Below are 12482 nucleotides of genomic sequence, written 5' to 3' on the forward strand. Positions count from 1 at the left end.
CTTCAGCCGCCAGCGACAGCGTTCGCCTCCCAGCCACTGACCCAGACCTGCCGCAGGCGATCGCCTTCGCCCTTGAAGCGCAGCCCGGTCGCCCGGCAATCCGCGATGCGGTCGCTGCGGAAATTGCGGATGGCCTGGCGCAATTCGCACCAGGCGACGATGTTGGCGGTTTCTGAATAGTAGATCAGCGCGATCGGACGGATCAGCCGCTCGGAGGCGCGGCCGATTTCGTCGCGATAGGACAGGTCGAGCTTTTCCTCGTCGCGGATGGCGCGGCGCACAAGCGCCAGATCGATGGTGCCGATTGCCGGTGCTGCGAACCCCCAGACATGCAGCGCGTTGGCGTCGAACGCCTGGCGCAACGGCGGCGGCACGGCGCTGGCGATCTTGGCGCTGACGCGCTTGGCCGCCTGCTTGAGTTCGCTGTCTCCCGTGCGCTCCAGCAGGGCGAGCGACAGGACGATCGCTTCCATCTCCTCGATCGAAAACATCAGCGGCGGCAGGTCGAAGCCGGGCCGCAATATGTAGCCGATACCGCGCCCGCCTTCGATCGGCACGCGCATTGCCTGCAGTGCGGCGATGTCGCGATAGATCGAACGCACCGTGACTTCCAGCTGCCCGGCGATCATCGCCGCCGTCACCGGCTGCCGCGCCAGCCGCAGGATCTGGATGATCTCGAACAGGCGCGACGCCTTGCGCATTTCCTCTCCCTGATTAAACGCTACTGACACATCCCCGTCAGTTGGGGTGATTTATTGGACTGCCTATCAGGTTGAAAATCAACAAATTCCTCAACGGCACCCCAGCAGGAAGCGACAGGCAACTGACATGAGTTACGCGGAAAATCTATGGCTGTTCTTTATCCTGCTGTCCGGCATCATCATCGTGCCCGGCATGGACATGCTGTTCGTGCTAGCCAACGCGCTCACCGGCGGCCGCGACCGGGGACTCGCCGCCACCGGCGGCATCATGGTCGGCGGCATCGTGCACACGCTGAACGGCGCCATCGGCGTCGGCCTGCTGATGCATTTCGTGCCGATCCTGTACAAGCCGCTGCTGATAGCCGGCGCAGCCTACATGGCCTTCATCGGCATCTCGCTGGTGCGCAGTTCCATCACCGTCGGCCACGACGGGCCCGCCGGCAGCCGTACGGCCTGGAAGGCCTTTCGCCAGGGACTGGTGACCTGCCTGATCAACCCGAAGGCCTATCTCTTCATATTTGCCGTCTATCCGCAGTTCCTGAAGCCGGATTACGGCCCGATCTGGATGCAGGCGACGGTCATGGGCTTGCTGACGATGCTGACGCAGGCCGCCATCTATGGCGGGCTCGCCATCACCGCCGGCCGCAGCCGCAATCTGCTGGTGGCCAATCCGCGGGCGACCGCTTTTGCGGGCCGGGCGGCCGGACTGCTGCTGTTTGCGGTCTCGGTGTTTACGGCATGGGAAGGGTTGAGGGCAGCGTGATCCCGATCAAGCGATGACGCCGCGTATCTTCGTCTCGGCGCTGCGCTTGCGGATCACTGTCGCGGTCTTTTCGTCGTCGAGGGCGGCAGCAACCCCGTCCCCGAGATCGATGACGTCATGACCGCCTCACGCTCTCGCCCAAGACGACGAGAAGCTCGTCCAATTGCTCGAACGTCTCGCCCATCGCATCCGCCGCCCCGGTACCGGCCGCGTCGAGAGCCTCCTTCGAGGGATAGAGTTCGTGCATGACCAGCAGCGTCTTGCCACCCTTTTCCTCGAAGGTCAGCGTGGTGACGGGTCCACCGTCACCACCTTCGTCATTGGTCCAGACGAGGCGTGAGTGCGGTGTCACTTCGATATACCTGCCGAAGAATTCGTGAAGGTCCGAGGCGTCGTGGCCGAACACCAGGCGGTACGTGCCTCCGGTACGAGCATCCATCTCACATGAACGCAGGAACATGCCCATCGACTTCGGCACCCACCACTGCTTGAACAGCTCGGGCTTGGTCCACGCCTCGAACACGATGCGCGCCGGACCGTTGACTGTTCGCGTGACGACCAGCTCGCGTTCGGACTTCCGTTCGACCGTGGTGCGGCTGTTCGTGGGCTCACTCTCGGTTCTTTGGCGCATCGGCTTTCTCCTTCCGTTTCAATTCCTCGACAACCTTGTCCAACTCGTTGAAGCGTGCGTCCCAGAGCAGGCGGTGCCGCTCGATCCAGGCCGCCTCTTCCTCCAGTCCGCGCAGGCCGAGCTTGCAGGTCCGCACGCGGCCAACCTTCTGCGTGGTGACGAGCCCCGCCTGCTCCAGGACGCCGACGTGCTTCTTCATGCCCGTGAGGGTCATTTGGAACTTTCCGGCAAGCTCGGTGATCGAAGCATCTGCGCGTCCGAGCTGCTCCAGAACGCCACGCCGGGTGGCGTCCGAGAGCGCGGCGAACGAGGAGTCCAAGTCGGCATACTGAACCATATGGTTCAGTATCTAGCAGACCGGTGGCCGGGGTGCAAGGGGAGCCGCAGCGTCCTTCCCGCGCATCGCCTCGTATCAGGCGGCGCCCGGCCGGTTCTCCATCATGGCGCGGCGGGCTGAGCGGCGCCATTCTACGGCGCCGGCGAGGCCGTGCAGCACCGTCTCGGTGGTCGCCCAGTCGATGCAGCCATCTGTGATGCTCTGGCCATAGACGAGCGGCTTGCCGGGCACGACATCCTGACGGCCGGCAACGAGATTGCTCTCGATCATGAGGCCGATGATGCGTTCGTCGCCCGCCGCGACCTGACCGGCGACATCCGCCGCCACCTTGGGCTGGTTCTCCGGCTTCTTGGCCGAGTTGGCGTGGCTGACGTCGATCATCAGCCGGGGTGCAACGCCGATGCGGGCGAGTTCGGCCGAGGCTGCCTCGACGCTCGCCGCATCGTAATTCGGCTGAACGCCGCCGCGCAGGATGACGTGGCAGTCCTCATTGCCGGTAGTAGTCGCAATGCCGCTGCGTCCGCCCTTGGTCACCGCCATGAAATGATGCGGCTGGGCGGCGGATTTCACCGCCTCGGCGGCGATCCTGAGATTGCCGTCGGTGCCGTTCTTGAAGCCGACCGGGCAGGACAGGCCGGAAGCCAGTTCGCGGTGGATCTGGCTCTCGGTGGTGCGCGCGCCGATGGCGCCCCAGGCGACGAGATCGGCAATGTATTGCGGCGTCGTCATGTCGAGAAATTCGGTGGCCGAGGGCAGGCCGAGATTGTTGACCGCCGACAGCACGTTGCGCGCCATCCGCAGCCCCTTGTCGATGTTGAAGCTGCCGTCGAGATCGGGATCGTTGATAAGGCCCTTCCAGCCGACGGTCGTGCGCGGCTTTTCGAAATAGACCCGCATGACGATCTCCAACCGGTCGGACAGGGTCTCGCGCAGCGCCACTAGCCGGCTGGCATAGTCAACGGCCGCGACCGGGTCGTGGATCGAACACGGGCCGACGATGACAAGCAGCCGGTCGTCGGTGCCGTTCAAGATGGCATGGGTGGCGTTGCGTGATGCGCTCACGGTGCGCGTTGCCGTCAGCGTGCGCGGGATCTCCCGCATCACCTCGTCCGGCGTACTCAATTCTCGGATTTCCTTGACCCGAAGATCGTCTGTGGTGGTCAACACGGCTTTCTGCTCCTGTTTTTAGGAGACCTGCCGGCTGATACAAAAAAGCCGCCAGGTCTGGCGGCTGTTCGGACTTGTTGCTGCAATCTTCAGATCGAGCGCAATCCTCCCGCCGCCAGCGAGCTGCTAAAGTACCAATACGAGGCGGTCAGGTTGATCATCAGGCGTCATATAGTCGATGCCGAGGCGCTTGTCACGTGGGGTATGCGGAGACAATTCGGGATGGGCCGAATCCTCGCGATTTCGTCATCCCTGGGCGGAGCAGGAGCGAAGCTCCGTCGCGGAGACCCTGGGATCCATTCCGTGACCTGGGCCGTGGAGTGCGGCGGAGCAGAATTCTGGACCGTAGCAGCGCTCTGAAGTCGCGGCATGGATCCTCGGGTCTGCGCTGCGTCGCTACGCTCCTTGCTCCGCCCGTGGATGACGAAGTGCCGGCGGTTTCGCCAATCGCCAACACGTATAACGCGGAGCGGCTCATGCCGTCCAGGGATCGAAGAGTTCAAGCCCAAAGCCTTCGAAATCTTTCGTATTGCACGTTGCCAAGGTGAGCTCGTGCGCAATCGCAGTGGCTGCGATCAGGCCGTCCATCGACGACAGACCACGACCGCGGCGCTTGGCAAGACCCATCAGGTCGCCCCAGGCCAAGGCAACTGCATCGTCCACCGGCAAAACCCGCTGTTCGAAGCGCTGGGGCAGGTCCCGGGCGAGCCATTCGGCCAGCGCCTCGCGTTTACGGCCCTCATCCATCGGAGAGACGCCGCGCCGGATCTCGGCGATCGACACTACGCTGATGAAGGAGCGGTCCTCATCAAGCTCGTCCAGCCAGCCCAGGACACTTGCGTCAGGCGCTGGCCTCGTCACCTCGGACAGGACATTCGTGTCGAGCAGCAGTCTCACAGCGGCAGGTCACGCGGTTCGTCGCGCTGACGTTCAAGCTCGAGATCGGCGCCGCGCAGCGGCGAGCCCAGCAGGAACTCGGCAAGCGTACCCTTGCGTGCGATCTTGCGCTGCCATTCCTCGGCCGAGACGACAACCACGCTTGGTTTGCCGTTCTTGGTGATCGTCTGCGGCGAGGACTGTGCGCGCTCGATGACCTCGGAGAGCCGGGCTTTTGCCCCGGCAACCGTCCAGTTGGTGTCTTTGGATGACGTTAGCATCGCATGCTCGTGACTAGCCTGACTATCATGACTATGTGGGAATGGCGATGTTGCTGCAACAGGGTTTGAGGCTACTCCGGCGAGGTCCCCGCGACGTTCTGGTCGTAGTCAACCAGCGAGCCGGTCATGACACCGGATTGCGGGCTGGCCATGTAGCTGATCAGCCGCGCCAGTTGGTCGGGCTTCACCAGTTGGCCCATGGGCTGGCCGGCCTCTGCCTTTGCCAGCCAGTCGTCGGAGGCACCGTGCCATTTCTTCTGCACGATGTCCTCGCCCTCGGTGTCCATCCAGCCCGGCAGCACGGCGTTGCAGCGGATGCGGTTGAAACGATAGGCGTTGGCGACGTTCTTGGTCAGCGTCGCCAGCGCACCCTTGCTCGAGGAATAGGGCGCCAGGAAGGACTGGCCGCAATGCGCCGACATAGACAGCACGTTGACGATCGAGCCCGGCGCCTTCTGGTCCAGGAGATGGGCCACCACGCCCTGCATCAGGAAGAACGGGCCGCGCACGTTGGTCTGGAAAATCTGGTCGAAGGTCTCCTCGGAGGTTTCGACCAGCGACCCGCGCGCGGAGGTGGCTGCGGCGTTGACCAGCGCGTTGATGGTGCCGAAATGCGAGACGGCGGTGGCGACGGCACGCTTGCAGTCGGCCACCTTCGAAACGTCGGCGCTGATGAAGATCGCGTCGACGCCGGCGTTGTTGAAGTGGGCGACCGCCTTGTCGCCCTTCTCCTGCGAACGGCCGATGAGCGCCAGCGCCTTGCAGCCCTCGTCGGCCAGCGCTTCGGCGACGGCAAAGCCGATGCCTTGCGCGCCGCCGGTGACGATAGCGCGCGTGTTCGAATTGCGATCGGCGGATGTGCTCATCGCTCTGCTCCTGTGCCTTGGTTCCGGTTCTTACTTGTCGAGACGGACGGTCTTGCCTGATGTCGCCGACTTCAGCGCGGCATCGGCCAGCTTCAGCGCCACGAGGCCGTCGGCGCCGCTCGGCGATGCCTTCTTGCCCGAGGTTGCAGCAGTGATGAAAGCGGCAATCTCGATGGCGTAGGCGTCGAGATAGCGGGTCATGAAGAAGTCGTGCAGCGGCGGGCGCGTATAGCCCTTCTCATTGGCGACCTCGATCGACACAGGCCGCTGGTTTTCGGCGGCGACCATGCCCTTGGAGCCATGCACCTCGATGCGCTGGTCGTAGCCATAGGTGGCGCGGCGCGAATTGGAGATGACGGCCTGCTTGCCGGACGCGGTTTCGAGGATGACGCTGACCGAATCGAAATCGCCGGCCTCACCGATCTTCTTGTCGACCAGAACCGAGGCATGGGCGCTGACCGCGACCACCTCTTCGCCGAGCAGGAAGCGCGCCATGTCGAAGTCGTGGATGGTCATATCGCGAAAGATGCCGCCGGAGCGCTTGATATAGTCGATCGGCGGCGCACCGGGATCGCGCGAGGTGATGGTGACCATCTCGACCTTGCCGATCGCGCCGTCGTCGATCGCCTTGCGCACGGCGGCGAAATGCGGATCGAAGCGGCGGTTGAAACCGACCATCAGCGTCGCCTTGGCCTTGTCGACCACGGCCAGGCATTTCTCGACACGCTTGACGTCGAGGTCGATCGGCTTCTCGCAGAAGATCGCCTTGCCGGCCTTGGCGAAACGCTCGATCAGATCGGCATGGGTGTCGGTCGGCGTGCAGATGACCACGGCGTCGATGTCCTTGGCCTTCTCGATCGCGTCGATGGTGCGCACTTCGGCGCCATAGGCGGTTGCCAACTCGGTCGCCGCCTTTTCAAAAGCGTCGGCAACGGCCACCAGTCTGGCCTGCGGGTTGGAGCCGACGGCGCGGGCATGGACCTTGCCGATGCGGCCGGCACCGAGGAGGGCGAAACGAACAGTCATGGGGTATTTCCTCTAGGGGGATGGGTTCGAGAGAGTTGTGTCTCCACCTTCCTTTTGAGAAAGGTGGCAAGATAATTTTTCGAGCACGCCAGAAAACAGGATGACCATCCTGTTCAGGCCGCGAGTTCCGCCTCCCCGGTCTTGGCGCCGGTGATGTAGGAGACGATGTCGTTGCCGTCGGTGTTTTCCTTGCGCAGGTTGGCGACGATGCGGCCGCGCCGGAAGACGACGATGCGATCGCACAGGTCGAACACCTGGCGCATGTTGTGGCTGATCAGGATCAGCGGCTCGCCATTGTCCTTCAGCGTGCGGATGATGTTTTCGACCTGCGCCGTCTCCTGCACGCCAAGGGCTGCCGTCGGCTCGTCCATGATGATCAGCTTGGAGGCGAAGGTCGCGGTCCGGGCGATCGCAACGCACTGGCGCTGGCCGCCCGACATGTGGCGAATGGTGTTGGACAAATTGGGGATTTTCACTGCCGTGCGGATCAGCGCCGCCTCGGTCGCCTTGCGCATGTATTTGCGGTCGAGGATCGAGAACGGGCCGAGATTGAAAAGCACCTTTTCGCGGCCGAGGAACAGGTTCGACGGCACGTCGAGATCGTCGGCCAGCGCCAGGTTCTGGAACACGGTCTCGATGCCCGCCGTGCGCGCTTCGATCGGCCCGGCAAAATTCACTTCCCTGCCGTCGAACCAGATCTGGCCACTGGTGCGTTGCTCGACGGCGGTGATCTGGCGCACGAAGGTCGATTTGCCGGCGCCATTGTCGCCCATGATGGCGACATGCTCGCCCTTGCGCAGCTCGAAATTCGCGCCTTCCAGCGCGTGGACGCCGCCATAACGCTTGGTCAGGTTTTCGGTCTTCAGGACGATGTCTGTCGTGGAGATATCTGGCATGGTCAAGCCCTCAATGCCCGCATGCGCTGGCGCCATTGGTCGAGAACGACCGCGCCGACGATGATCACGCCCTTCACCATCTCCTGATAGTAGGCGTCGAGGCGCAGGAAGGTGAAGCCGGAAATGATGACGCCGAAGATCAGCGAGCCGATCACGGTGCCGACGATCGAGCCGCGGCCGCCCGACAAAGAGACGCCGCCGATGACCGCCATGGCGATGGCGTCGAGTTCGTACATGACGCCCATGCCGGACTGTGCCGTCAGGTTCTTGGAGGAGAGCACGACGGCGGCCAGCGCGGCGAGGATGCCGGCAATGACATAGACGAGGATCTTGTGGTTGGCGATCTTGATGCCGGACATGCGTGCGGCATCCTCGTTGGAGCCGATGGCGTAGCAGTGCTTGCCGTAGCGTGTGTAGGTCATGATCAGCTGGAACAGCACCGCCAGCGACAGGAAGATGATGACCGGCATCAGGCCCTTGCCGATACCAGCGAAACTTTCGGTCGGAAACGAGATCGGCTGACCCTTGGACCACCATTTGGCAATGCCGCGCGCGGTCACCATCATGCCGAGCGTGGCGATGAACGGCGGAATGCGCGTGTATGCAATCAAGGAGCCGTTGACGAGACCGGCGAGCAGACCGCAGCCGATGGCGACCAGCACCGGCACGATGACCGGCAGGTCGGTCCAGCCTTGCGCCAGGAACATCGCCTTGGGGTTGGGGTTACCGTTGACCGTCGCCACCTGGGCAAAACTCATGGCGATCATGGCGGTGGCGCCGACGATCGAGCCCGAGGACAAGTCGATGCCGCCGCAAATGATCACCTGCGTGACGCCGATGGCGATGATGCCGACGATCGACACCTGCAGGATGATGATCTGCAGGCGGGCCTCATTGAAGATGCCGGCGACGTTGTCGCGCGTGTTGAACAGGAAGCTGTCGCCAAGAAAGATGCGGCCGATCATTTCAAAGATGACGACCAGAATGACCAGCGCCAGGAAGACGTTGAATTCGGCCGGCCATGTCCGCCTCTTCGCGTCATAGCTGACCCCGCCGACGCCATGAGATGTCTGTGACATGTCTGTCCTCCGTGAGGCGGCATTTGCCCTCCCGCACGTAAGGGCGGTGAGGGAAACGGGAGCGGCGCGATTGATGCGCCGCTCCGTTAGTCGAACGAGTCGCCGGCTCAGTTCTTCTTCAGGAACTTGTCGATGTTGGCTGGCGTCACGAGTTGGAAGGGCACGTAGACCTTGTGCTCGACCTTCTCGCGCTTGGCGAGCTTCAGCGCTGCGTCCAGAGCGCCGGCGCCCTGGCCGGCCGCATCCTGGAACACGGTGGCATCGAGGTCGCCGGCCTGCATGGCGGCAAGCGCGTCCTGCGTGGCGTCGACACCGCCGACGACGACCGTCTTCATGTCGATGTTGGCGGCCTTCATCGCCTGGATGGCGCCGATGGCGCTTTCGTCATTGTTGGCGATGACGCCGTCGAACGGCTTGCCGGTCGACAGCCAGTTGGTCATCAGGTTCTGCGCTTCGTCGCGGTTCCAGTTCGAAGTCTGCTTGTCGATGATCTTGATGAAGCTGCACTCCGGCGTGGCGATCACCTCTTCGATGTCCTTGGTGCGCTGCACGGCGGCCTGGTTGGAAAGCTCGCCCATGATGACATAGACATTGGCTTCCTTCTTGCCGGCCTCGGTGAACAGGCGGCAGACTTCCTTGGTCTCGAGCGTGCCGGAATCGGCCTCGTTCGACGCGACGAAGGCCTGGTTGTCCGGCAGCGTGTCGACATTGACCGGCTGGCGGTTGACATAGACCAACGGGATCTTGGCGGCTGCGGCGGCGTCCGACATCGCCTGCGTGGCCGAGGTATCGACCGGGTTGACGATGATGGCGTCGACGCCCGAGGCGGCGAAGTTCTTGATCTGGTCGAGCTGCTTGGCGACGTCGTTCTGCGCGTCCTCGACCTGCAGTTCCACGCCGCTCATGCCCTTGGCCTGCTCGATCATGCCGTTGCGCAGCACGGTGAGGAAGTTGTCGTCGAACTTGGCCATCGACACGCCGACCTTGGCGGCAAAAGCGGACGAACTCATCAGCGCCGCAAAGGCGACGCCCAAAATCAGTTTCTTCATTGTGTTTCTCCTCCACATTGGTGTCCGGCTGCACCGATCTACCCGGAATCCCCGATAGCCCGAGGAATCGCTCCCTGATGCCTTCCTGTTCCGTATGGCGTTTTGTCCAAGGGATGGAACGCCAGGCTCCCAGTTTGAAACAGATGTTCCGGAACGAAAGAACCAAAATACCAATCTGATGAAATATTTATTCCATTTTTTCGCAAGACGTCAAGAGCGATTCCTAAGTCGGAAAGCGGATTTTCGGTCGCCGCGCCGCAATTTCACGTCGAATCAAGGCCGACAGCGGCCCAGGCCGAGTCTGAAGGCAGAATCTGATAGATTCTATCATCGCCGGGAGAGCCCACGCCGAACGGGTCGGCGCGGCAGAACGCGTTAGATATTTTCCGGCAGATAGATGTCGAAGGGCAGAAAGGTCTGGCCCGGCGCGTTGGCGGCGCCGGCCTCGATGGAATGCGCCATCAGGTCGACAAGCTCGCGGCACAAGGCGGCGAGCGGAGTCGAGATCACCATTGTCAGGATGTTGTCGGCGAGTGCCGCGCGCGATTCGGCGTTGATCTCGTTGCAGACGACCACCGGCATGTTTGCGGGCTTCGCTGCGCGCAGCGCCGAGACCGCGCCTTCCATGCCGCCGCCGGCGACATAGCAGCCGGCAAGATCCGGATACCGCACCAGGAGATCGATCATCGCATCGTGGGTGACCTGGTTGGCTTCCAGATTGACCAGCGTTTCCATCACCGTGAAGTCCGGCGCATGTTCGCGGAAGAAGGAGCGAAATCCGATCTCGCGCAGTTCATGGCCGTGGAAGCGATGACTGCCGACGAAAAGGGCGACCTTGCCGGGGTTCTTTGCCGCCCTGGCGATCATCCAGGCCGCGGTGCGACCGACCTTGCGATTGTCGAGGCCGACATATCCCTCACGGATGCCAGCGGCAAAGTCGGACAGCAGCGAGAAGACAGGTTGCCCCCTCGCTTTCAGCGACTCCACGACCGCCGTCAGCGTCGGATGGTCCGGACCGACAACGGCGATTGCTCTGGATTTCGCTGCCAGCTTGCGCATCTGGGCGGCGATCTCGTCGGCGGCTAGCGAGCTGGCGAAATCGATGGTGGCGACGCCGCGGAAGCGCTGCGATTGCGAGACCGCCATTTCTAGCTCCCTCGCGAAATCGCCGTAAAAAACATCATTGCCCCGCAGCAGCAGAAAGCCGAGGCGGTATTCCGGCAATTCCTGGCGCATGCGCCGCTTGATCAGCCCGGCGGCGTGGTAGCCGATGCCGGTCGCCGCCTCATAGACGCGGCGCGCGGTTTCCTCGCGCACCGGCAGCCGGTTGTTCAGCACCCTGTCGACAGTGGCGACGCTAACGCCGGAGATGCGCGCCAGATCGGTGATGGTTGGCCGTTTTGCCATGACTGTCCCGCATGAGTGCCTGCAACTGCTTACATCGTTCTGATGGAAAATGATAGAAACTATCTTTGTGATATTGAGACTATCACCGCATGGCGCTATTTTGCGCTCGGACACAGGCGCCTGTAATGGACATATCCGTCCTGACGGATGCTGTGGCCGACGGAGGCAGCCCCTATGGAAGCGACACTATCCACACTACCGTTTCGGCGCGACTACAGCCTGATGGGCCGCGATTCCAAGCTCGCCGTCGAGACCGGGCTGGCGGCGGCCGAGTGGTATCACACCGATATTCCGCGCAAGCAGATGAAGGAGCTGATGCAGCGCTCCGACGGGCCGGCGATCCGCGACACCGCGATCTGGCTGGCCGCGCTGATCCTGAGTGCCGCCGGCGGCGCCTGGTTCTGGGGCAGCTGGTGGTGCGTGCCGTTCTTCTTCGTCTATGGCGTGCTCTACGGCTCGTCGACCGACTCACGCTGGCACGAATGCGGCCACGGCACCGCCTTCCGCACCCAGTGGATGAACGACGCGGTTTACCAGATCGCCTGCNGCTGGCACGAATGCGGCCACGGCACCGCCTTCCGCACCCAGTGGATGAACGACGCGGTTTACCAGATCGCCTGCTTCATGATCATGCGCAATCCGGTGACCTGGCGCTGGAGCCACACCCGCCACCACACCGACACCATCATCGTCGGCCGCGACCCGGAAATCTCCGTCATGCGGCCGCCGGATCTGTTCCGGGTCGCGCTTGGCTTTATCGGCGTGCTGGATGCCTGGCATGCGATGTCGGACATGCTGCGCAATGCCGCCGGCAATATCAGCGCGGCGGAAAAGACTTTTATCCCCGAACAGGAGCAGCCTAAGGCCATTCGCATCGCCCGCATCTGGACGGCGATCTATGCCGTGACGATCGCGCTGGCGCTTTATTTCGGTTCATGGCTGCCGCTGATGCTGGTCGGGCTGCCCCGGCTCTACGGCGCCTGGCATCATGTCATGGTTGGCCTGCTGCAGCATGGCGGGCTGGCGGAAAATGTCATCGACCACCGGCTGAACAGCCGCACCGTCTACATGAACCCGGTCAGCCGCTTCATCTACTGGAACATGAACTATCACGTCGAACACCACATGTTCCCGATGGTGCCCTATCATGCACTGCCTAAACTGCATGCGCTGATCAAGCACGATCTGCCGGCGCCGACGCCGTCGATCCTGGCCGGCTACCGCGAGATGATCCCGGCCTTTTTGCGCCAGCTGCGCAACGGGGACTATTTCCTCAAGCGCGAACTGCCGCCAACGGCGCGGCCCTATCGCGAGGAACTCCACAACGACGCCGTCGCCGCCGCGGCGGAATGATCGCGCGATTAAGCTTTTGTTTTGTCGCAACTCCGAACGGAAAACCGCAA

14 protein-coding genes are annotated in these 12482 nt (G+C 62.9%); 2 read left to right on the forward strand and 12 right to left on the reverse strand.

Features of this window, described 5'->3' with window-relative positions:
- Positions 1–2: 2 nt before the first annotated feature.
- Positions 3–701, reverse strand: a complete 699-nt coding sequence (locus X733_RS140230; protein ID WP_023819880.1) for a YafY family protein — start codon at positions 699–701, stop codon at positions 3–5.
- Between the two features lie 127 nt (positions 702–828).
- Between X733_RS140230 and X733_RS140225 the strand changes: the two genes are divergently transcribed.
- Positions 829–1464, forward strand: a complete 636-nt coding sequence (locus X733_RS140225; protein WP_023819881.1) for a LysE family translocator — start codon at positions 829–831, stop codon at positions 1462–1464.
- 115 nt (positions 1465–1579) lie between these two features.
- On the opposite strand, the gene X733_RS140220 is transcribed toward X733_RS140225, so the two are convergent.
- From X733_RS140220 to X733_RS140170, 11 genes are all read right to left on the reverse strand, one after another.
- Positions 1580–2095 (reverse strand): SRPBCC domain-containing protein, encoded by a 516-nt coding sequence (locus X733_RS140220; protein WP_023814499.1) that lies wholly within the window; start codon positions 2093–2095, stop codon positions 1580–1582.
- A complete protein-coding gene (locus X733_RS140215) occupies positions 2073–2432 on the reverse strand; it encodes a helix-turn-helix domain-containing protein (protein WP_023819882.1) in 360 nt (119 codons plus the stop codon). The genes X733_RS140220 and X733_RS140215 overlap by 23 nt, the downstream gene beginning before the upstream one ends.
- Before the next feature lie 75 nt (positions 2433–2507).
- The gene (locus X733_RS140210; protein ID WP_023732717.1) at positions 2508–3599 is read right to left on the reverse strand and encodes a 3-deoxy-7-phosphoheptulonate synthase; all 1092 of its coding nucleotides are present in this window, start codon (positions 3597–3599) and stop codon (positions 2508–2510) included.
- A gap of 474 nt (positions 3600–4073) precedes the next feature.
- Positions 4074–4496, reverse strand: coding sequence for a type II toxin-antitoxin system VapC family toxin (locus X733_RS140205; protein WP_023732718.1), 423 nt, complete (start codon positions 4494–4496; stop codon positions 4074–4076).
- A complete protein-coding gene (locus X733_RS140200) occupies positions 4493–4756 on the reverse strand; it encodes a type II toxin-antitoxin system Phd/YefM family antitoxin (RefSeq protein ID WP_023732719.1) in 264 nt (87 codons plus the stop codon). The genes X733_RS140205 and X733_RS140200 overlap by 4 nt, the downstream gene beginning before the upstream one ends.
- Before the next feature lie 71 nt (positions 4757–4827).
- Positions 4828–5622: an SDR family oxidoreductase gene (locus X733_RS140195; protein WP_023710444.1), complete on the reverse strand. Its 795-nt coding sequence runs from the start codon at positions 5620–5622 to the stop codon at positions 4828–4830.
- Positions 5623–5652: 30 nt separating this feature from the next.
- Positions 5653–6648 carry an inositol 2-dehydrogenase gene (iolG, locus tag X733_RS140190; protein ID WP_023805775.1) on the reverse strand — a complete coding sequence of 332 codons (996 nt, stop codon included), beginning with the start codon at positions 6646–6648 and terminating at the stop codon, positions 5653–5655.
- 113 nt (positions 6649–6761) lie between these two features.
- Positions 6762–7544: an ATP-binding cassette domain-containing protein gene (locus X733_RS140185; protein WP_027049093.1), complete on the reverse strand. Its 783-nt coding sequence runs from the start codon at positions 7542–7544 to the stop codon at positions 6762–6764.
- Between the two features lie 2 nt (positions 7545–7546).
- Positions 7547–8623 carry an ABC transporter permease gene (locus X733_RS140180; protein ID WP_023687413.1) on the reverse strand — a complete coding sequence of 359 codons (1077 nt, stop codon included), beginning with the start codon at positions 8621–8623 and terminating at the stop codon, positions 7547–7549.
- 107 nt (positions 8624–8730) lie between these two features.
- The gene (locus X733_RS140175; RefSeq protein ID WP_023819883.1) at positions 8731–9672 is read right to left on the reverse strand and encodes a sugar ABC transporter substrate-binding protein; all 942 of its coding nucleotides are present in this window, start codon (positions 9670–9672) and stop codon (positions 8731–8733) included.
- 375 nt (positions 9673–10047) lie between these two features.
- Positions 10048–11079: a LacI family DNA-binding transcriptional regulator gene (locus tag X733_RS140170; RefSeq protein WP_023684066.1), complete on the reverse strand. Its 1032-nt coding sequence runs from the start codon at positions 11077–11079 to the stop codon at positions 10048–10050.
- A 174-nt stretch (positions 11080–11253) separates the two neighbouring features.
- On the opposite strand from X733_RS140170, the gene X733_RS140165 reads away from it, so the two are divergent.
- Positions 11254–12432: a fatty acid desaturase family protein gene (locus X733_RS140165; protein WP_031193985.1), complete on the forward strand. Its 1179-nt coding sequence runs from the start codon at positions 11254–11256 to the stop codon at positions 12430–12432.
- The last annotated feature ends 50 nt before the right edge of the window (positions 12433–12482 follow it).

Source organism: Mesorhizobium sp. L2C066B000, assembly GCF_000502335.1.
Taxonomy (GTDB): Bacteria; Pseudomonadota; Alphaproteobacteria; order Rhizobiales; family Rhizobiaceae; genus Mesorhizobium.

Bases quoted from the DNA above. Each gene is read 5' to 3' on its own strand.
- iolG (WP_023805775.1), bottom strand. From the start codon at position 6,648: ATGACTGTTCGTTTCGCCCTCCTCGGTGCCGGCCGCATCGGCAAGGTC.
- X733_RS140170 (WP_023684066.1), bottom strand. From the start codon at position 11,079: ATGGCAAAACGGCCAACCATCACCGATCTGGCGCGCATCTCCGGCGTT.
- X733_RS140215 (WP_023819882.1), bottom strand. From the start codon at position 2,432: ATGGTTCAGTATGCCGACTTGGACTCCTCGTTCGCCGCGCTCTCGGAC.
- X733_RS140220 (WP_023814499.1), bottom strand. From the start codon at position 2,095: ATGCGCCAAAGAACCGAGAGTGAGCCCACGAACAGCCGCACCACGGTC.
- X733_RS140200 (WP_023732719.1), bottom strand. From the start codon at position 4,756: ATGCTAACGTCATCCAAAGACACCAACTGGACGGTTGCCGGGGCAAAA.
- X733_RS140185 (WP_027049093.1), bottom strand. From the start codon at position 7,544: ATGCCAGATATCTCCACGACAGACATCGTCCTGAAGACCGAAAACCTG.
- X733_RS140225 (WP_023819881.1), top strand. From the start codon at position 829: ATGAGTTACGCGGAAAATCTATGGCTGTTCTTTATCCTGCTGTCCGGC.
- X733_RS140180 (WP_023687413.1), bottom strand. From the start codon at position 8,623: ATGTCACAGACATCTCATGGCGTCGGCGGGGTCAGCTATGACGCGAAG.
- X733_RS140230 (WP_023819880.1), bottom strand. From the start codon at position 701: ATGCGCAAGGCGTCGCGCCTGTTCGAGATCATCCAGATCCTGCGGCTG.
- X733_RS140175 (WP_023819883.1), bottom strand. From the start codon at position 9,672: ATGAAGAAACTGATTTTGGGCGTCGCCTTTGCGGCGCTGATGAGTTCG.
- X733_RS140195 (WP_023710444.1), bottom strand. From the start codon at position 5,622: ATGAGCACATCCGCCGATCGCAATTCGAACACGCGCGCTATCGTCACC.